Below are 20729 nucleotides of genomic sequence, written 5' to 3' on the forward strand. Positions count from 1 at the left end.
CTTATTCACCATGTTCACCTCTCCAACCCTCCGCTGCAAAGGCTGGCTCCAGGAAGCCGCTCTGCGAATGTTGCTAAACAACCTGCATCCCGATGTGGCCGAACGTCCGGAAGACCTCATCGTTTATGGGGGAAGAGGAAAGGCGGCGCGCAACCCGGAATCATTGGAGCTCATAATAAAAGCACTGGAGCAACTTGAAAACGATGAATCCCTGCTGATTCAAAGTGGTAAACCGGTTGCGATTCTGCAAACGCATGAAGATGCACCCCGGGTATTGATCTCCAATTCGCAACTTGTACCGAACTGGGCGAACTGGAAGCATTTTGATGAACTCGAGAAAAAGGGATTGATGATGTACGGACAAATGACAGCGGGATCCTGGATTTATATCGGCTCACAGGGAATTGTACAGGGGACCTATGAAACCTATGCTGCAGTTGCAGATAATCATTTTAATGGAAGTTTGAAAGGTACACTCAATGTGACTGCCGGATTAGGAGGGATGGGTGGTGCTCAACCACTGGCCATCATAATGAATGAAGGAGTGGCCCTGATAGCGGAAGTAGAAGAATGGAGAATCGATAAACGGCTTGAAACAAGGTATCTCGATCTGAAAATGAACGACATTGATTCCGCTATTGACCGAGCAGTCAAAGCAAAAACAAGAGGTGAAGCTATTTCCATCGGAATTCATTGCAATGCTGTTCATTTATTAGCCCGCCTGCTGGAACGAAATATAATTCCTGATACAGTAACGGATCAGACATCCGCACACGATCCGCTAATAGGTTATGTGCCACATAGTATTTCCCTGGAAGAAGCCAATCTGCTCCGTCAATCTGATTCTGAAGCCTACCTTAAACTTGCCTATGCCAGCATGCATCAACATGTTGCTTATATGCTTGAACTGCAGAAAAAAGGGGCCATCACGTTTGATTATGGAAATAATATCCGGGCCCGGGCAAAGGAAAACGGTCTCGAAAATGCCTTTGATTTTCCCGGTTTTGTACCCGCCTATATCCGTCCCTTATTCTGCGAAGGAAAAGGTCCTTTCAGATGGGTTGCCCTGAGTGGCGATCCAAATGATATTGAAGTTACTGATCAGGTAATTGCTGAACTTTTTCCGGAAAATGCCTCTCTCCAACGTTGGTTAAAACTAGCGAAGGAACGAATTGCTTTTCAGGGACTTCCCGCACGGATCTGCTGGCTGGGACAGGGAGAACGGGAGAAAGCGGGACTTGCTTTTAATGAACTTGTTCGTACAGGTAAAGTCAAAGCTCCCATCGTAATTGGCCGGGATCATTTGGATACTGGCTCCGTAGCCAGCCCTAATCGCGAAACGGAAGCCATGCTGGATGGTTCAGATGCAGTGGCTGACTGGCCCATCCTTAATGCGCTCCTGAATACGGCAGGAGGTGCTTCCTGGGTTAGTCTGCACCATGGAGGTGGGGTGGGAATGGGCTATAGTATTCATGCCGGTATGGTTATAGTTGCGGATGGAACCGATGCAGCCGAAAAACGTTTGGCCCGGGTTTTACGTAATGATCCGGGTATCGGTGTTATCCGACATGCCGATGCAGGGTATGATAGCGCAAAAGATATTGCCCGCCAGCATCGGCTCGACCTGAAAGAAAAGCTTGCTATCTTCACGGCTTCCAATTACCCAAAATGATTCAAACTATCAACGATTTTCAACGTGTTTTTTTTATAGGCATAGCCGGCACCGGCATGAGTGCCATCGCACAATATCTGCGCGGTATAGGCAAGGATGTTGCCGGATCAGACCGCTATTTTAAAGCCAATGAAGCCAATGATACCCGCAAAAAACTCGAAGCAGCAGGTATAGTATGTTTTGAACAGGATGGCTCCGGAATACTTCCAACTACCGATCTGGTGGTTGTTTCAGCTGCCATTGAAGATACTGTTATGGAAGTGATAAAGGCAAAATCTCTTGATATTCCCCTTATCCGCAGAAGTGAATTACTGGCAATTATTTCCAAAAGCAAAAAGACCATTGCTGTAGGAGGTACTTCCGGAAAATCAACTACCAGTGCCATGTTGTATGATATTCTGCAGTATGCCGGATTGGAGCCCAGTATTATCAGTGGTGCAGGTCTGGTCAGTATTATCCGCGAAGGGAAAATCGGCAACGCTAAAGTCGGAAACGGCGATTGGCTGGTGATTGAAGCCGATGAAAGCGATGGCTCTATTGTACAATATCATCCTGCTATCGGATTGCTGTTAAATATTGATAAAGACCATAAGGAAGTGGATGCTTTGATTGATATTTTCTCCACATTCAAAAGAAACAGCGAACTGTTTATCGTCAATCAATCGCATCCCCTTGCTGCGCCTTTATCAGAAGAAATAAGTTTGGATTTTAGTTGGGACGAATCCAAACCCTCCGGCTTTATTGCCCGGGACTTTAAGCAGGAAGGCTTATCGATCTCCTTCACCATCAACAATAGCCCGTTTACCCTCCAATTGGTTGGACAACACAATATGGAGAATGCGCTGGCAGCTGCAACCGTTGCAGCACAATTGGGAGTGGATCTTTCAAAATCAGCAGAGGCACTGGAACAATATGAAGGAATTTATCGCAGGAATCAGGTACTGGGACAAAAAAACGGAGTTTGGCTGATGGATGATTATGCACATAATCCTGCTAAGTGTGCTGCCAGTATACGATCCTGTCAGCCTTTGGCACCCAAAGTAATAGCCTGGTTTCAGCCACACGGTTATGGTCCGACCCGTTTTCTCCGGGCCGATTTTGTGCAGGAAATTGCTACAGCTCTTCGTCCACAGGATGAAATCTGGATGAGCGAAATTTTTTATGCAGGCGGTACTGCTACCAAAGATATTTCAGCCAATGATTTGATAAACGATATCAAAAAACTTGGTAAATCCGCTTACTTCGTAGAAGACAGAACTAAGTTTCTTGAAACAGTTCGACCACATCTCACAGAAAATTCGGTACTGTTATTAATGGGTGCCCGTGATCCAAGTCTGGAAGAGTTTGCAGGTACTATCTGGAAAGAGCTCTGATATGCGCATTCTATTCAGAAATATAAAATCATTGGTTGGTATCGGACACCCAATGGCAGCTTTGAGAGGAGAACAATTAGCAGATTTGAACATACTCTCACCTGCCTGGTTGCTGACGGAGGGAGAGCGAATCCATAGCTTTGGTAGAGAAGGAACCTCTTCTGATTTACCGAATGCGGATCAAATCATTGATTGTACCGGGCGTTTTATGCTTCCTTCCTTTTGTGACTCCCATACACATCTGGTATTTGCTACCAGCAGGGAAGAAGAATTTGTTGATAAAATCAGTGGCCGAACCTATGCGGAGATTGCCGCAAAAGGAGGGGGGATTCTTTCTTCTGCTATCAAACTTGCCGCCATGCCGGAAAAACAATTATTTCGGGAATCAATGGTTAAGCTGGATAAAATCGCAGCTTCAGGAACCGGCGCCATCGAAATTAAGAGCGGTTATGGATTAACGGTAGAAGCTGAACTAAAAATGCTTCGGGTGATCAAACAACTGAAAGCAGCCAGCCGCCTTCCAATAAAAGCCAGTTTTTTGGGAGCACATGCCATTCCGCCAGCCTATAAACAAAACCGGGAAGGGTATATTCGCTTACTCATCGAAGATATGTTACCCATTATTCAGGCAGAAGGACTGGCTGATTTTATCGATGTTTTCTGCGAACAGGGATTTTTCACTCCGGCAGAAACAATCCGAATTTGTGAGGCCGGTAAACAAATCGGACTGAAACCCAAAATTCATGCTAATCAGCTGGCTGTTTCAGGTGGTGTGCAGGCAGGTATAGAGGTAGGTGCTTTATCAGTGGATCATCTGGAATCAATGGATATGGAAGCCATTCATGCACTTGCTGAATCAGGCACGATAGGTACCCTTTTACCTACAGCCGCCTATTTCCTTAGGATGGCTCCGCCACCAGCCAGGCAATTGATTGAAGCCGGAGCTGCTATCGCCCTGGCTTCTGATTTTAATCCGGGTTCATCTCCGGCCTATCGAATGGAGGGGGTTGTATCAATGGCTTGTATTCAATTGAAAATGTTGCCAGAAGAAGCAATTCAGGCTGCTACCATCAATGGTGCATTTGCCATGGGACTTGAAGTGGAAACCGGATCAATCCACCCCGGTAAATGGGCAAACTTACTATTGACAAATCAGGTACCCTCAATCGCCTATCTGCCATATGCTTTTAGCGAAACTTCCATCCACCAGGTTTACCTGAAAGGACGGCTGCTAAAAACCGCTTGATTAGCACGCACAGTTCTGTATATTACAGAATGGAATCCATTGAATCCGAATTTCTATTAATAATCTTATGCTGCACTGTTGTGCTATCTTATCTGTTTTCGATAGGGAGCCGCTACATACGGGTGCCTTCTGTTTTATTACTCCTGCTGGCTGGCATGGGAATACGGCTGATTGCCGAAGTTTATCAATATGAATTAAATGTACCGCTGCTGGTGGTAGAATCGCTTGGTGTGGTCGGCCTTATTATGATTGTGCTGGAAGCCGGATTGGACCTGGAGCTCAAAAAATCCAGAATCAAACTGATCCGGGAGTCCTTTTTATCGGCCTTGATTATTTTACTCCTCTCTACCTCCCTGATATCCTATATTCTCTATGAATATTTACAGCAGCCATTGTTGAATTGTATTGTGTACGCAATTCCACTGTCAATTATCAGCAGTTCAATTGTATTACCCAGCCTCCATGCATTAACTGAAGAAAAAAAAGATTTTCTGGTATATGAGGCTTCTTTTTCCGATATCCTCGGAATTATGTTGTTTAACTATTTTATTTCACCTGAAATATTTTCCATTAAATCGGTCGGAATATTTTCTGGGAATCTGATACTGAGTATTCTGTTATCCGGGTTAGTATCATTACTGCTTCTGTTCATCATGACCAGAACAAAACTATCCATCAAATTTTTCCTGATTTTTTCCTTGCTTGTACTAATTTATGCAGGCGGAAAAATGCTGCATCTGCCTTCTCTGATCATTATTCTGGCATTTGGCCTGATGATTAATAACTGGCATTTATTAAGAACTTTTCCCTGGATTCAACGTCATTTTCCGCAGGAACAGGTGAATAGTTTAAACCAGTTGCTGCATTCAATTACAGCAGAATCCTCCTTTCTGATCCGTACATTTTTCTTTGTTTTATTTGGGTTTTCCATCGATTTTCAAACCATCCTGGATAATAATGTGATGCGGGTAGGTGGCGTGATTGTTTTGGCGTTGTTTATGGTGCGCTTTCTCTATTTCCGGTTTTTCCTCAAGACCAATGTATTTCCGGAAGTATTCTTTATTCCACGCGGTCTTATTACCATTGTACTGTTTTATAAAATTCCGGAGAACCTGCGTTTAAATAATTTTGATGAAGGAATTTTGTTTTTCATAATTCTGGTAACCGGTGCCATTATGACCATTGGTATGTTATTTTATAAGAAAAAACCATCCGAGCTGGTGGAAGAACCCGCTTTTTCGGAAAGAACCGATATATTTTAACCATGCAGCCATATGAATCATTTTAAATTTTACAACAAGGAAGATTTACTCTACCTGACCCGTTTAAGACGATTTGAAACAAAACTGGGCGAACGTCTTCAGGTACTTTCGCACCCGGATCAATTTGAAGAAAAATTGGACAAATCTTCCGCCAGCTATGTATTATTTGGAATTCCGGAGGATATTGGTGTTAAGGCCAACTATGGTAAGGGAGGCGCAGATTCGGCCTGGCTGCCTTTCTTAAGCAGTTTCCTCAATATGCAGAGCAACGATTTTTTGACCGGTGAAGAAATCCTGTTGCTGGGTCATTTTGATTTTGGAGACCTGCAATACCTGATTGAAAACCATGCCCGGTCAGAAGAAGAAAAAATCGAAGCCTACCGACATGCGGTTAATCAGATTGATGAAGAAGTTGAACAGCTATCCAAACAAATAACGGCAGCAGGAAAAATCCCTATCGCTATTGGTGGAGGCCATAACAATGCTTACCCATTAATTAAAGGATCTGCAAAAGGATTGTTCAAATCCGGCAAAATTCCGTTGGCACAGATCAATGTGATCAATCTGGATGCTCATACCGATTTCAGGCCCGCAGAAGGCAGGCATTCCGGCAATGGATTTCGCTACGCAGAAGAAGATGGTTATCTGCAGAAATACAGTGTAATTGGTGTAAAGGAATCGTATATTCAACAGAATGTCTGGCTCGATTTTGTCAATAATCCTTTCCTTGATCTTATCAGTTATGAGGATATTTTCCTGCATGAAAAAAGGAATTTTCTTCAGGCTGTAGCACATTGCACCAATTTGATGGATGAGAATTACTGTGGTATTGATCTTGATCTGGATGTTATTCAGGACGTATTAAGCAGTGCCTGTGCATCATCGGGTATAACTGTTATGCATGCACGCCAGTATGTAAATTTTGTAGCACAGGATCTCAAGCCTGCCTACCTGCATATTTGTGAAGGGGCCGCACAATTAAGTGATGGTCGCAAAACCGATACCATTGGGCAGTTGATAGGCTTTCTGGTGGCTGATTTTGTGAAAGCCCGCCAGGATCTGAAGATTAATTAAAACATCTGTCGGGAAAAACGAAATCCCAGATTCACATAGTTGCGGATATGCCGTGACTGATCTCCATACATCAAACTGAATTCAAGCGGTCCGATAGGAGAGTCGATTCCCAATGTAAAAGCATAACCGCTTAACAGCCTGTTTGTGTTTACTTCAAAAGGCTCCTTAAGAAAACTTGTATACATCAGATTAAACGTTAGTGCCGTATAAACGGCACCGGTGAACTGGTATCGCCAGTTGATTGCACCTTTTATCAGGCTATTCGTAGTAACAGCCGCATCCTGAATGCCGGCAAAACTCACCTGATTCCGCATAATTGGTTTCATTCCGCCAATTAGAAAATCATGAAATAAAAATTGAGAGGCATTAAAATTGCCTGCTGCTTCTGCCTGAAGGGTCAGGTAGGATTTCCTTCGGATAGGCAACACTTTTTCAATCTGGAACCGAACTCTGGCAAAAGTGCCGAAGGTTAAGCCCAGGGAATCAATATTCAGTATGGGAACACCAGATGCCAGAAATACAGCATTTGGTTGCTGTGCAAAAATTACGGATGGTTCGAAGAGCGTATAGGTTCCCCTTCTTGGAAGAAACAGGCGATCATGCGAATTGTATTCATACCGGAGATAACCCTGCAGGTAGCGAATCTTACCTTCAATGGTTTGTAATCCCTCCGTTAATGGTTTCAACGATGCCCGCTCCCAATGTAATCCTGCAGCATAAGACTGTCTTCTTTTATAGGCCAATTGCAATCTGGTATCGATTGAAGTGCTCAGCTCTCTTGCTACTCCTACTGATTTGTAATTATTATAGGTTGGAAATTCCTGGCGTTCAAAATAGTATTCAGACACCCAGGCCAGCGGTACTTTCGGTGTACCGAAAACCTGGCTGTGTTCAGCTCTGAAACGGAAATTTTCAGAGATCGCTGCTGAAACCGACGTGCGGCTTTGTTTGCCCAGAAAATCACGAAAACTTAAGTTCGCAATCAAACTCATATCACTAAGCGAATTAAAGTGTACGGCAAGTTTTGCTGTAATTGGAGCATTCTCTTCTGCAATCAGACGCATATCCGCTACACCATCCTCTCCAGGTACTGGTTCCAGCTGATAATACAATCGGTTGAAATAACGGGTTCCATAGGCCTGACGGATGGCATCTTCCATTTCTCTCACATTATAGGAATTGCCTTCCTTTAACCCTAACATTCTTCGCAGGAAAGGTTTGGTAATATACCTTAGACTGTCACTCAAAATATGCCGGATCGTTACTCTTTCTTTTACGAGCGGAAACTCCACTTTGGAGGGTGCTCCATAGATGGCATTCAGACTGTCTGCCAGCTTTTTGAAATAGGGGTAATGTAAATCTCCCATTCTCAGGCCGATTTCCAATATACTATCGCTGTAGTTAAAACTTCCTGCTGTATACTTTTCAACCGGGTGATCTATAAAATAATCAGTCAGTGCTACTTCCTGTTTACTCAGATTAGCTTCTTTAAAAAAAGCAATTTGCATCAGAATCTGCACTGGTGAGGTGATTTTATCTGCGGACAGCAAACCGGAACTGACACTGCTTCCAATAACAATATTAGCTCCCATATTCCGAACATCACTCACCGGAAAATTGCGGATCAGTCCTCCATCCACCAATTTTTTTCCATCAATTTCAACAGCTGTAAAAACAGATGGAATGGCCATGCTGGAGCGAACCGCAGAAATCAAATCCCCCTTATCCAGTACCACCGCATCTCCAGTTTCCAGATCTGTTGCAATACATTTAAAAGGACGTTTGAATTCATTGAAATCCCGGATTCCATATACCGGATTATAGAGCTCATTAAATTTTAGCCAGAGTTCTTCCGCTTCCAATACGCCGGATGGTATCCGAAACCTGCCTTTTTCCATAGGCAATTCCAGGGCATACCTGCCATATTCCTGTTTTTCTTCCATGATGAAGGCCTGCAGGGAAGAACGATTGCTAAGCAACACATTCCAATTCATGTTGCGGGCAATTTGAAGGATCGTATCTCCTGAATAGCCGATAGCATATAAGCTTCCAACAATTGCTCCCATGGATGTGCCGGTAACATAATCGATTTGCAAGCCGGCAGAATCGATAGCCTTCAGAATACCTATATGTGCCAGCCCTTTCGCACCACCACCACTAAGCGTCAATCCGATTTTGGGGCGTTGTGAAGGCTGGGTCTGAGCCTCAATAATATTTGTTGATACTACTAAAATTCCAGAAAGGAGGAGCACCCATGGTTTCATAGTCCATGAAGTTAGTCCATTTCGGTTTCCATTGAAAGGATCTTTTCGAATAAGATTTCGTATTCCTTATTCAATTCAGCCAGCGTTTCCGAATTCTTTTTATAAGCAGATTCTGCTGCCGCAAATTTATCTTTGTTAGAATAAGTTCCCGGATCTCCCAATGCTGCTTCCAGCTTCCCTTTTTCTTCTTTCAACCGGGCAATTTTTTCTTCTACCTGATTGAATTGTCGCTGGAATTTCTGTAATTCTTTTTTCTGATCCCTGTTCAATACAGGAGCCGGTGCTTTTACAACCGGCTGTTGAACAAGCACTGGAGCCGGTTCTTTTTTATCAGCTTTTGCCGGCTGTTCAGCTATGGCGGCCTGTTTGGCCATTCGTTCTTTCCATTCAACCCACTCGCCATAGCTGCCTTTGAATTCCTTGATCTGGTGATTGTCGATTTCCCAGATTTTATTGGCTGCCTTGGAAATAAAATAACGATCGTGACTTACCAGTATAAAACTGCCCTCGTATTTATTCAATGCTTCCACCAGCAATTCCACCGAATGCATATCCAGGTGGTTGGTTGGTTCATCCAGCATCAGGAAATTAGCCTTACTTACAATGGTTTTGGCCAATGCAACCCTGGCTTTTTCGCCCCCGCTTAATACCTTGATCTTTTTATCGGTATCGTCTCCGCTAAACAGAAAACAGCCCAACAGGGTTCTTAGTTCCTGTTCGGTTTTCTGACTTCCGCAGGCTTTCATTTCTTCCAGCAGCGTGTTGTTGATGTCCAATGCCTCCAATTGGTGCTGTGCATAAAATGCTTCGTCCACATTATGTCCCCATTTCCTTTCTCCCTGAAACGATTCAATACCGGCAATAATTCGCAACAAAGTTGATTTACCTTTTCCGTTGGCTCCGATCAATGCAATTTTATCTCCCCGTTCAATTTCAGCAGAGGAGTTTTCCACGATCGTATGTTCGCCATATTTTTTGGTAACCTGTTTGAGTTCCACCAATACCTTACCCGGCATTTTATCGATCCGGAAATTGATCTTGATATTTGGACGTTCAATTTCAACTTCTTCTATACGATCCAACTTGTCAAGTCGCTTCATGGCACTTTGTGCTTGAGCAGCCTTGGTAGCTTTGGCCCGAAAACGTTCCACGAATCGTTCCTGCTGACGAATATATTCCTGCTGATTTTCAAAAGCCCGCTGCTGCAATTCCACTCGCATGGCTTTTTCGGTTTCGTAGAATTCGTAATTACCGGTATATATATGTAGTTGCTTTTGGTAAACTTCCACTATTTTGGTAACCATCCGGTTGATAAAAAACTTATCGTGACTTACAATCACCACCGAACCCTTATAGTGCAGGAGGTATTTTTCCAGCCATTCAATGGATGGAAGATCGAGGTGGTTGGTAGGCTCATCCAGCAATAATAGATCCGGTTGCTGAAGAATCATTTTTGCCAGCAATACCCGCATCCGCCATCCTCCGCTGAATTCCTGATAGGGCCGGTTCATATCCTCAACAGAAAAACCCAGACCATGTAATACCTCTTCCGTACGGTGGTGAATATCATATCCACCCAATACTTCCAGTTCATGCAATTTGTCAGAATACAAATGCAGGGTCTTTTCATCACCTGTTCTTTCGAGCTCCTGGCCAATCTCCTCAATTTCCTTTTCCAGTTGCTGCACCCGCTCAAAAGCACTCAGCGCAACTTCCAGAATGGATTGCTTTGTTTCAAAACTCAGGAGATCCTGATGCAGGTATCCAATACTGGTACCCCTGCTTTTTTCCACTGTACCTGCAGATGGGAGGTATTCTCCAACAATTAATTTAAGGAGGGTTGACTTGCCGGTACCATTGTATCCGATCAGGCCAATTCGCTCATTCGGCTGTATATGCCAGGACGCTTCGGACACAATTACCCGGGCACCAAATTCGAACGTAACATTTTGTAATCCTACTAACATGGGGCGCAAAGTTAAAATAAATGCGCTTTCCGCAGGAAAATATGAACCAAGACAGCATGTTTTTGTTGAACTGCTGGTAGTTTTACACCAATGAACCGATTTATCCTCTGCATTTACCTGATCCTGGCTACCCTGGGGAACGCCACTGCTCAGCAAAAATTTACCCTTAGCGGGTATGTAAAAGACACCCTGTCCGGTGAAAACCTCATCGGTGCCACAGTTTCTATCAATGGCCAGGGCAAGGGAGTGAACAGTAATTCTTATGGTTATTTTTCTATTACGCTTACTCCGGGAACCTACCAGGTTAGCTTTTCTTATACCGGATATGAGCCGCAGACCAATTCCATTCAGCTGGATCGGGATGTAAATCTGACGGTGAACCTGTCTCCGCGGATCGTTGCCAGCGAAGAAGTAGTAGTCTATGCAAAGCGAAAAGATGGGAATGTTCGGGATGCACAGATGGGAAAAGTGGATCTTAGCATTGCTCAGATCAAATCCCTCCCTGCAATTTTCGGTGAAGTGGATGTATTGAAAACACTTCAACTTCTCCCCGGTGTTCGGAATGCCGGAGAAGGAAATGCCGGTTTTTATGTAAGGGGAGGAGGACCCGATCAAAACCTGGTATTATTGGATGATGCGGTAGTTTATAATTCCGGCCACCTCTTCGGCTTTTTTTCCATCTTCAACTCTGATGCCATAAAAAATGTGAGCCTTATTAAGGGTGGAATGCCTGCCCAATATGGTGGACGTCTTTCCTCTGTCCTGGATATCGCCATGAAAGATGGCAATATGAAAAAGATGGAAGTGGAAGGAGGAATTGGTGCGATTGCATCCCGGTTAAATATACAGGGACCTATAATAAAAGATAAAGCATCTTTTATTATTTCCGCCCGTAGAACCTATATTGATGCCCTGGTGAAACCCTTTGTAAAAAAGGAAAGTGCGTTTTATGGATCGGGTTATTATTTCTATGATCTGAATACCAAGGTGAACTATAAGTTTTCAGATAAAGACCGGCTTTTTCTAAGCGGTTATTTCGGGCGGGATGTTTTCACCTTTAAAAACAGCCAGCGCTCCTTCAGTGCCAATATCCCCTGGGGTAATGCCACTGCCACCCTGCGTTGGAACCACCTCTTTCACAGGAAATTATTCTCCAATACCACCCTGGTTTTCAACGATTATAATTTTGCATTTAACGGAACCCAGAATAACCTGACTTTTAATGTACAGTCCGGTATCCGGGACCTTACCGGTAAATTTGATATGGATTATTATCCCGGTTCGCAACACAAATTGAAGTTTGGTGCACAGTTTACCCATCATACATTTAAACCCAATCTGGTTTCCGGACGGTCTGATTCAATAGATTTTACCCCCAATAATGCACAACGAAAATTTGCCCGGGAAACTGCGATTTATATTCAGGACGATTGGGATCTGACGGATCAATTTCGAATCAGTGCGGGTTTGCGTTACAGTAATTTCACACAGGTGGGTGCCTATACCCGATATGAAAGGGATACCGATGGCAATAAAACGGATAGTGCTGTATATGGCAAAGGAGATCGGGTGAAAAATTACGGCGGATTGGAACCTCGTTTAACCATGCGGTATAGCATCAATGATGCCAGCTCGATTAAAGCGTCTGTTTCAAAAAATTACCAGTATATCCATCTCGTCAGCAATGCCGGAAATACACTTCCAACCGATTTATGGGTGCCCAGTACCTTGTTTGTCCGGCCACAAGTAAGCTGGCAATATGCTGCGGGATACTTCAGAAATTTCAAGGAAAATACCTTTGAAACATCTGTTGAAGTTTATTATAAACAAATGGAAAACCAGATCGAATACCGGGAGGGATATACACCCTCACTGGCTGATCCGGAAGAAGAATTTGTTTTTGGTGATGGATGGAGTTATGGTGCTGAATTTTTTGTTCGAAAAAATCTGGGTAGAATGACCGGATGGATTGGTTATACTCTGAGCTGGACCTACCGGAAATTCCCTGACCTTAATGAAGGAAATAAATACCCGGCCCGCTATGATCGCAGGCATGATCTTTCAGCAGTAGCATCTTATGAGCTGAATAAAAAGTGGAAATTATCAGCTGTTTTTGTATATGGTACCGGAAGCGCAACAACCTTACCCGAGCGTTTTTATCTTGTAAACGGAGTGCTAACCCAAGAGTATAGCCGAATTAATCAATATCGGCTACCTTCCTATCACCGGCTCGATTTTTCCGCCACCTACACCCCGGTACCAAAAAAGCCAAGACGGATCAAAGGACATTGGGTATTCAGCATCTACAATGTTTACAGTCGGCTGAATCCCTATTTCATTTATTTTGATCAAACCGGTTCGGCGTTGGATGGATCTCTAAAAGTTGATGCCCGTCAGGTAAGCCTTTTTCCAATTATACCGAGTGTCACCTGGAATTTCAAGTTGTAGGAGAAATTTTTTCCCGGTTTGAGCATTTGATTGCTGGTATGATTTTTTGGCGAGCACTTAAAAACCATATGAAGCGAACACTTTTACCTGCATCTGGAATTCAGTTTGTTTTTCAAATACTGCTTGCCTGTGGGGTAACGGCTTTGTTTATCTGGCAGTTTAATTTCTTCCTGCTTATTTTCGCAAGTGTTTTATCAGCCATCCTTTTTCATTATGTAGCAAGCTGGATAGAGAAAAAAATTAAAATCAAATACATCTGGTCGTTAACGATAACGCTTTTAACTATCGCTCTTTTAATAACCGGCTTTTTTTTATTAGCCGGACCCTCGGTATCCAAACAAATAGAGGAAATCTCCACTTCTCTGCCGAAATCAGTGGATCAGTTGATGAAAAAAATGCAGTCTCACCCAATTGGAAAGAAACTCATCAAACAATTACCCGATGATCCTGGAAAAGCAGTTTCAGAGAACAAGGATTTACTCGTTAAAGCGGCATCCTATCTAAGTTCATTTCTGGGTATTCTGGGAAATATTTTGATTGTACTAATCGCAGCTATCTTTTTGGCTGCGGCGCCTGGTACCTATGTTAAGGGATTGGTACGTTTTTTCCCTTTGCCAAAAAGAACTGAAATCAGCGGGTTGATTCATAAAATATATAACACACTCGCTACCTGGCTGGCAGCAAAATTTGCTTCTATGATGGTAGTGGGACTGGCAACCGGTATTGGCCTTGCTATTTTGGGTGTACCAATGGCGTTGATCCTTGCTTTGATTGCAGCTGCTTTTACTTTCATTCCCTATATCGGACCCTACCTTGCATTGGTACCGGCCGTGTTGGTTGGACTACTGGAAAGCTCGCAAATGGCTCTATATATTACCATCCTGTATTTCTCTATACAAATTGTTGAAAGTTATTTCATCACCCCCATGATTGAGAAGAAAATGGTGGAATTGCCACCGGTACTGGCTTTATTCTGGCAGGTATTATTGGGTACTGTTGCAGGTGCACTCGGCTTATTATTAGCTTCTCCAATATTGGCAGCATTAATTGTATTGATAAAAGAAACACACGTAAAAAAAATGGAAGCAGCCAATGAATGACTGCTTCCACATGTTTTCCTTTCATTATGGTTTTTAAACCACATGCGCAGGTGTAAATCCATCCTGTGTGGGAGACGGTTCATAGTCTTCCACAATTAATTCATCGATTGTTTTTTGTCCTTTCTTTTTGTTTTTAGCTTTATCCAGCCAGCCATCAAAAATGGCATAAATCACCGGTACAATTACAAGGGTCAGAAACAGTGAACTTACCAATCCGCCAATGATTACCCAAGCCAGCCCGTTTTTCCATTCTGCACCCGGACCAGAAGCAAGTGCGATGGGCAGCATTCCAAATACCATGGCAATGGTTGTCATCAGAATCGGACGCAACCTGGCGTGGTTAGCCTGTACCAATGCCTGGAAGGTTGATTCTCCTTCCGCTTTCCGGTGATTGGCAAAGTCCACTATCATAATCGCATTCTTACATACCAATCCAATTAGCATAATGATCCCCAGAATGGTAAAGATGTTCAGTGAATTGTTGGTGAGTCCCAAAGCAAGGAAGGCACCGATAAAAGACAACGGAACAGAGAACAACACTACAAAAGGATAAACAAAACTATCATAGAGAGTTACCATTACCAGGTAAACCAAAAGTATTGCTGCCAAAAGGGCTATGCCCAGCGTTCCAAATCCTTCACTCTGGTTTTCCATATCACCACCCCAGAGATAATTCACTCCGGTTGGTTTTCTAACTTGTGAAAATGCTGCTTCCCATTCGGTTGCCACCGTTCCTGTTGGCCGCCCGACTGTTTGTCCCTGTACTGTTACAGACGGACTTTTATCCCTCCGTTCCAACTGACTTGGGCCGGAAGTTTCTGTTACCGTAGCAAATTGGGAAAGTTTCACCGTTTGTCCCTGACTGTTTACAAATTCGAGATTACTTACATCCTGGATAGTGGATCTGGAAAAACTTCCATACCGGATATTGATATCATATTCATATTCACCTGCCCTGAACTTGCCATCTGTATTACCATTAAAGGCAGTTTGCATGGTCAGACCAACAGTTTGCATATTTAATCCCAATGCCGCCATCTTATCCCGATCAACCTGTACATTGATTTCCGGATTACCCGATTCAACCGTCAGTTTGGTTTCAGTTGCACCGGGTATTTTCTTTAATAAAGCATGTGCCTCATTGGCGAATACCATCGCACTATCCAGATCAGAAGCTGTTACTACCAATGCCAGTGGTGCCTGGTCGGCGGTGCCCAACATCCCAATTGGTGTGGTTTTTATTTTTGCACCTACCAATTTTTGCTCCAACTCCCTTTTAACTTTGGCAGCAAACACATAACTGTCATCTGCCCGCAATTGCTTCGGCACCAGTTTTACTTTGATCTCCGACTTGTAGGCCGTACTTTGTGAAGCACCAAGCCCTTCGCTTGTTTGTCCCACGGTGGTAATCAGATCAATAATCTCCACTTTATTTTTCAGAAAATCTTCTGCCTTTTGGGTCAGCTGATTGGTTTGTTCAATCGCTGCATCTTTTGGTAATTCCAATTGAACCAGGAATTCACCTCTGTCACTCTTCGCAAAAAACTCCGAACCTACATAACCTGCACCTACTATATAGAAAGAACCGAAGAAGAGCACCAGTACTACACCCAGGGTTATACGCTTATGACGGAGACTCCAGGTAAGGATACCGGAAATCCAGTGGGTAAACTTATCAAGCCCGGTTTCAAATCCAAGGATTATCCGCCCAAATATAGTTTTGCCTGTCAGATGTTCCAGTTTTCCAAATCGGGAAGATAACCAGGGTACAATGGTAAAGGAGGAGAGGAGGGATAAGAGAGTTGAAATAATTACCGTTACACAAAACTGTTTGATGATATTCGAAACCAATCCTGTACTTAATGCGATTGGAAGAAATACCACTACAATTACCAATGTAATGGCGGTTACGGTAAACCCAATTTCTTTGGTACCATCCATTGCTGCACGCACCCGGTTTTTACCCATTTCCATATGGCGATAAATATTCTCCAATACCACAATCGCATCATCTACAAGAATTCCAACTACCAGCGAAAGTCCGAGTAAACTCATCAGGTTTAGCGTGTATCCAAACAAAGCCATACCGATAAATGTGGCAATTAGCGAGGCCGGGATGGATACCATCACGATCAGGGCATTTCTTAAACTATGCAGAAAGAATAACATCACAAATGCAACCAGCACTACTGCCAGCAACAAATCATGTACTACTGAATCAGCTGCTTCAAGGGTAAATTCCGTGCTATCGTTCGCGATCTTGAGATGTAGCTCAGATGAACTATAATCCTGTTCCAGTCGCTGGATCTGTTTTTGAACTTCTTCACTTACCGCCACCGCATTGGCATCGGATTGTTTGATAATGGAGATGGTAATTGCGTTTTCCTGGTTTACACGGGCGATTTTTTCTACTTCTTTCTGACTGTCCTGTACATCGGCCACATCTCCCAACCGCACCTGAATTCCATTATTTGATAAAACCACCAGGTTACGCAGTTCATCTACTGTTTTGTATTTACCGGATAAGCGCACCAGGATACTTTGTTCCCGCGTTTGAACATTACCGGTAGGGAAGTCCAGATTGGAGCTCAGAATAGCCTGTTGTACCTGAGGAACAGATAGGCCGAATCCCTTGATTTTAACAGGATCAAGACTAACCTGGATTTCTCTTTCCTGTCCGCCTATCAGGTTCACCTGTGCCACACCATTTACCCTGGATAAAACCGGACTGATGCGTTTATCGATCAGGTCATAAAATTCGGATTCATCCAGTTTGGCGGATGCTGCCAGGGTCATGATGGGTAAATCACTCAGAGAAAATTTGGTTAATGAAGGGGGATCTACATCTTCCGGCAAATCCTTCAATACTGCGTTAATTTTCCGTTGAGCATCATTCAATGCATAATCGGCATCCGCATTACTGGTGAGCGTAATGGTTACAAGGGATACATTTTCCAGTGATTTGGATTCGAGTTTTTTGATATTCTCCAATGATGCTACGGCATCTTCAATTTTTTTTGTTACCGTATTTTCCACTTCACTGGGTGAAGCACCCGGATAAATGGTGGAAACCGTAATGGCATTGGTTTCAAATTTCGGGATCAGTTCATAACCCAGCTGGGTATAACTGAAGAGACCGCCCAGTGTAAGGATCGTAAATAACACGATCACCAGAGAGGGTCTTTTTATGGATAATTCTGCAAGTTTCATGTAGCTTTTTTAAGGTATAATTGTAATGGCAGTTCCGGTAGTCAGGTTGATTTGTCCACTGGTTATGACCTGTTCACCTTCCTGAATACCTTCCAGAATTTCAACCTGATTACCAAGTACGCGTCCGCTGGTAACTTTGATAAGCTCAGCCTTGTTATTTTTTACCACAAATAATTCATTGCTGTTTACGCTGCCTACAAATGCAGCACGTGGAATTAAAACAATTGCCCGTTGTTGAGGGAAGTCGAATTCAGCCGTACCATACATACCTGCTTTTAACTGATTTCCCGGATTTGAAAGAACATCGATCTCAATTGGGAAATTAAGAGCTTCATCTGCTTTTGCTGCGATAAATGCTATTTTTCCGGAAAATGTTTTATCGGGAAATACGCTGGCTTTAATTTTTACCGGTTTCCCCACGGATAGTTGTGCAACCTGCGCTTCATTTACATTTACTTTCAGTTTCAGGCGTGAAATATTTACAATATCAAAAAGTGCTGTACCGGGTGCAACCACAGAACCTGGTTCAATTTTTCTTGTATTTACAATGCCATTAATGGTAGCCCGAATAGTAGCGTCCCCTAGATTGATGGTTGATTGTTGTACCCTCGATTTGGCGTTGGCCAGATTTAATCTTGCCTGATCCAGCTGCTGTTGGGTAACACCTCCGGTGCGAAAGGCGTTTTCATAACGATTCAGATCGGTTTGTGCATTCTGGAAATTTGCTTCAGCAGTCTGCAGGTCTACATTTAACTGATCTACGCGAATGGTTGCCAATACCTGGCCTTTTTTTACATAATCCCCTTCTTTTACAAACACGTTAACCACCCTGCCTGCTTTTTCTGCTGAAAAAGACAATTCCTGAAAGGGTTCAAAATTTCCATTGGCTAAAACGGATATTTCCGGACTGGATTTCTTTACCGTTTCAACACGAACGGATACGGTACTATTGGTTTGTGCAACTATTTCAGTTTTTGCAGCAGCAGCTGCTTTATTTTTCTTTAATACGACAACAATTGCAAATAAGGCACCTCCGATAAGGCCCAGTGTTAATAGGATTTTTACAAACTTATTCATAACAATTAGTTTAATAGTGTGGGGAGTTTTCCTTGTGTTTTGATTACCTGGATTTCAGCCAGCCGGTAATCGAGTAAGGCGGTTGAATAATTATTTTGTGCCGTGGTCAGGGAGTTTTCAGCATCCAGTAAATCTGTGAGAGGTGCTAAGCCCTGATCATAATTATTTTTTGTGTTCGTATATACTTCTTTTGCAAGCTCCACATTTTCCTGTTGATTTCTTAAAGTAGTGAGCGCATTAACCAATTGGGCTTTTGCATTTTCATACGCCAGGTTGAGTGATAATTCCTGCTTATTCAAATCTTCCTGAATTTTTTTCACCTCAATATCAGCCTGACGGATTCTTGCCCTGTTTCCAAATCCGGTAAAGATTGGTACGCGAAGTGTAACTCCCACATTTGCATAATCAAACCAGTTGACATTTTGAGAAGGTCCTTTTCCTATTGGAAATATATTACCCAATCCCTGGTAACCATAATTGCCATTCAGGCTAAGTGTTGGAAATGCTGCTGCTTTCACACTTTCTTTTTGAAAATGAAGGAGTTTTTCCTGCGTTTTGAGTAACTGGTAATCAGTCATGTTCGTTACAACCGGTGTCTCCGTAATTAAAGAAGCGTTCGGCTGAATTTCATCAAAAGATGCTGCAGGTACATGTATGGTATCTGCGATTTCCATTCCCATGAAAAACTTAAGGGTGTTTTCCTGAATCTGTACCGCATTTAATAATTGTTGCCGTTGTGCCTGCAAATTGGAAATATTAACTCTGGTGCGGTCTGCATCTATTTTTTTTGCCAGTCCGTTTTTAAACAGTCCATCAATTACTTCCCATACCCTTGTAGAATTGGCAATGGTGGTGTCTACAACAGCAAGTTTTTGTCTTTGTACCAGTAGCTGATAATAATTATTGGCAACCTGCTCAATAACCTGTTCATCAGTCAGTTTTCCCAATACCTGATAATATTCCCTGGTGGTTTTAGCTGCTTTCAAACCGGTAAATACAGATTTGTCAAAAATATTTTGCGATAAAGTGATGGCTGAACTGGCATTCCATTTTTGTCCGAATGGAATTAACAGAGTGGTTCCGGGTTGCCCGGCCAAATCTCCTGGTACGGCACTTAACTGCAGAATTGGATTATACGTTAATCCGGCTGTACCGGTAATTTGAGGCAAAGCGCGGGATTTTACTTCATCAATCTGGTATTGCGCATTCTCCTGATCCAGTTTGGCTTTGCGAACATCCGTCTGATGTTCCAATGCATAGCGCAGAGCATTGGGTAAGGTTAATGGTTTGTCCGGTGTTTGTGCCATCGTTCCAGATCCGGCCAGTAAAAGGCCGGCAAAGAACAGGATGGAAATCCGGGGTTTTCTTGTCTTCATTCTTGTATGCTTATTAAATAGTGTTGAGTGGGAGAGATGATTTCAAATTGTATTCAAGCAGATAAGATTCCAGTTGTGGAATTGCTGCAGGTGCTATTATTCCATATAAAAAAAGATAAACTGCCTGTCGGAATACTTCATCTTTGGAATAATCATTGACCAATTGTGCTGCGAATTCAAAATCTTTTTTCAGGTGTTGTTGCCAGATACTCAGTACGAGCGCAGGATGCAAGCTGTTTCTAAAAACACCTTCCAGAATTCCTGCTTCCAACACCTTCCGGATTCTCGATTGTAATGTCTGCTCCAGTTGCCGGTTCAATTCGATGTATTGATTTGGGTAATGACGTTGCAGGTCAAGAAAAAAGTCCGGACTGATTGTCTTACAGAACACCACCACATTGGAAATAAGTCCCAATATTTTTTTGAGATTACTTATACCCTCTGCATCCCAAAGAAGCATGGCTGATTCGTATTCATCCGCTACCCTTTTACATACCTGGTCTACCAATTCCTGCCGGCTGGGATAGAATCTGTACAGGGTTTTCTTGGAGATTCCCAACTGGGCGGATAAATCATCCATTGTATAACGGCTGATGCGTTGGGAGGTAAAAATCTGGTGGACTGAATCTAAAATAGTCTGCTCCATGAATATTCGACTAA

At 43.1% G+C, this 20729-nt stretch carries 13 protein-coding genes; 7 read left to right on the plus strand and 6 right to left on the minus strand.

The features are described 5' to 3' along the window. Window positions 1-10: 10 nt before the first annotated feature. Genes hutU through B2746_RS17575 form a run of 5 tightly spaced genes read left to right on the plus strand, consistent with a single transcriptional unit; the run spans window position 11 to window position 6627 of the window. On the plus strand, window positions 11-1672 hold the full coding sequence (hutU, locus tag B2746_RS17555; RefSeq protein ID WP_290796629.1) for a urocanate hydratase: 1662 nt from the start codon (window positions 11-13) through the stop codon (window positions 1670-1672). Further along, window positions 1669-3045 carry a UDP-N-acetylmuramate--L-alanine ligase gene (locus tag B2746_RS17560; RefSeq protein WP_290796632.1) on the plus strand — a complete coding sequence of 459 codons (1377 nt, stop codon included), beginning with the start codon at window positions 1669-1671 and terminating at the stop codon, window positions 3043-3045. The genes hutU and B2746_RS17560 overlap by 4 nt, the downstream gene beginning before the upstream one ends. A 1-nt stretch (window position 3046) precedes the next feature. Then, window positions 3047-4291, plus strand: a complete 1245-nt coding sequence (hutI, locus tag B2746_RS17565; RefSeq protein ID WP_290796635.1) for an imidazolonepropionase — start codon at window positions 3047-3049, stop codon at window positions 4289-4291. A gap of 29 nt (window positions 4292-4320) precedes the next feature. Further along, complete coding sequence (locus B2746_RS17570; protein ID WP_290796637.1) at window positions 4321-5553, plus strand: cation:proton antiporter; 1233 nt, start codon at window positions 4321-4323, stop codon at window positions 5551-5553. Between the two features lie 12 nt (window positions 5554-5565). Continuing rightward, window positions 5566-6627, plus strand: coding sequence for an arginase family protein (locus B2746_RS17575; RefSeq protein ID WP_290796640.1), 1062 nt, complete (start codon window positions 5566-5568; stop codon window positions 6625-6627). Here B2746_RS17575 and B2746_RS17580 read toward each other — a convergent pair. Continuing rightward, the gene (locus B2746_RS17580; RefSeq protein ID WP_290796643.1) at window positions 6624-8891 is read right to left on the minus strand and encodes a patatin-like phospholipase family protein; all 2268 of its coding nucleotides are present in this window, start codon (window positions 8889-8891) and stop codon (window positions 6624-6626) included. The genes B2746_RS17575 and B2746_RS17580 overlap by 4 nt on opposite strands. Before the next feature lie 11 nt (window positions 8892-8902). Further along, window positions 8903-10858 (minus strand): ribosomal protection-like ABC-F family protein, encoded by a 1956-nt coding sequence (abc-f, locus tag B2746_RS17585; protein WP_290796646.1) that lies wholly within the window; start codon window positions 10856-10858, stop codon window positions 8903-8905. 90 nt (window positions 10859-10948) lie between these two features. Here abc-f and B2746_RS17590 point away from each other — a divergent pair, with 90 nt between their 5' ends. After that, window positions 10949-13306: a TonB-dependent receptor gene (locus B2746_RS17590; protein WP_290796649.1), complete on the plus strand. Its 2358-nt coding sequence runs from the start codon at window positions 10949-10951 to the stop codon at window positions 13304-13306. A 68-nt stretch (window positions 13307-13374) separates the two neighbouring features. After that, window positions 13375-14406 carry an AI-2E family transporter gene (locus B2746_RS17595; RefSeq protein WP_290796652.1) on the plus strand — a complete coding sequence of 344 codons (1032 nt, stop codon included), beginning with the start codon at window positions 13375-13377 and terminating at the stop codon, window positions 14404-14406. Between the two features lie 33 nt (window positions 14407-14439). Here B2746_RS17595 and B2746_RS17600 read toward each other — a convergent pair whose 3' ends face one another. From B2746_RS17600 to B2746_RS17615, 4 genes are read right to left on the minus strand one after another with little or no spacing between them, the layout of a single operon-like run. After that, window positions 14440-17616: an efflux RND transporter permease subunit gene (locus B2746_RS17600; RefSeq protein WP_290796654.1), complete on the minus strand. Its 3177-nt coding sequence runs from the start codon at window positions 17614-17616 to the stop codon at window positions 14440-14442. 9 nt (window positions 17617-17625) lie between these two features. Continuing rightward, window positions 17626-18693 carry an efflux RND transporter periplasmic adaptor subunit gene (locus tag B2746_RS17605; protein WP_290796656.1) on the minus strand — a complete coding sequence of 356 codons (1068 nt, stop codon included), beginning with the start codon at window positions 18691-18693 and terminating at the stop codon, window positions 17626-17628. Between the two features lie 5 nt (window positions 18694-18698). Next, complete coding sequence (locus B2746_RS17610) at window positions 18699-20069, minus strand: TolC family protein (protein WP_290796660.1); 1371 nt, start codon at window positions 20067-20069, stop codon at window positions 18699-18701. A gap of 13 nt (window positions 20070-20082) precedes the next feature. Beyond that, complete coding sequence (locus B2746_RS17615; protein ID WP_290796663.1) at window positions 20083-20715, minus strand: TetR/AcrR family transcriptional regulator; 633 nt, start codon at window positions 20713-20715, stop codon at window positions 20083-20085. Between the last annotated feature and the right edge of the window lie 14 nt (window positions 20716-20729).

This window comes from Flavihumibacter sp. UBA7668, from assembly GCF_002483205.1.
Lineage (GTDB): Bacteria > Bacteroidota > Bacteroidia > Chitinophagales > Chitinophagaceae > Flavihumibacter.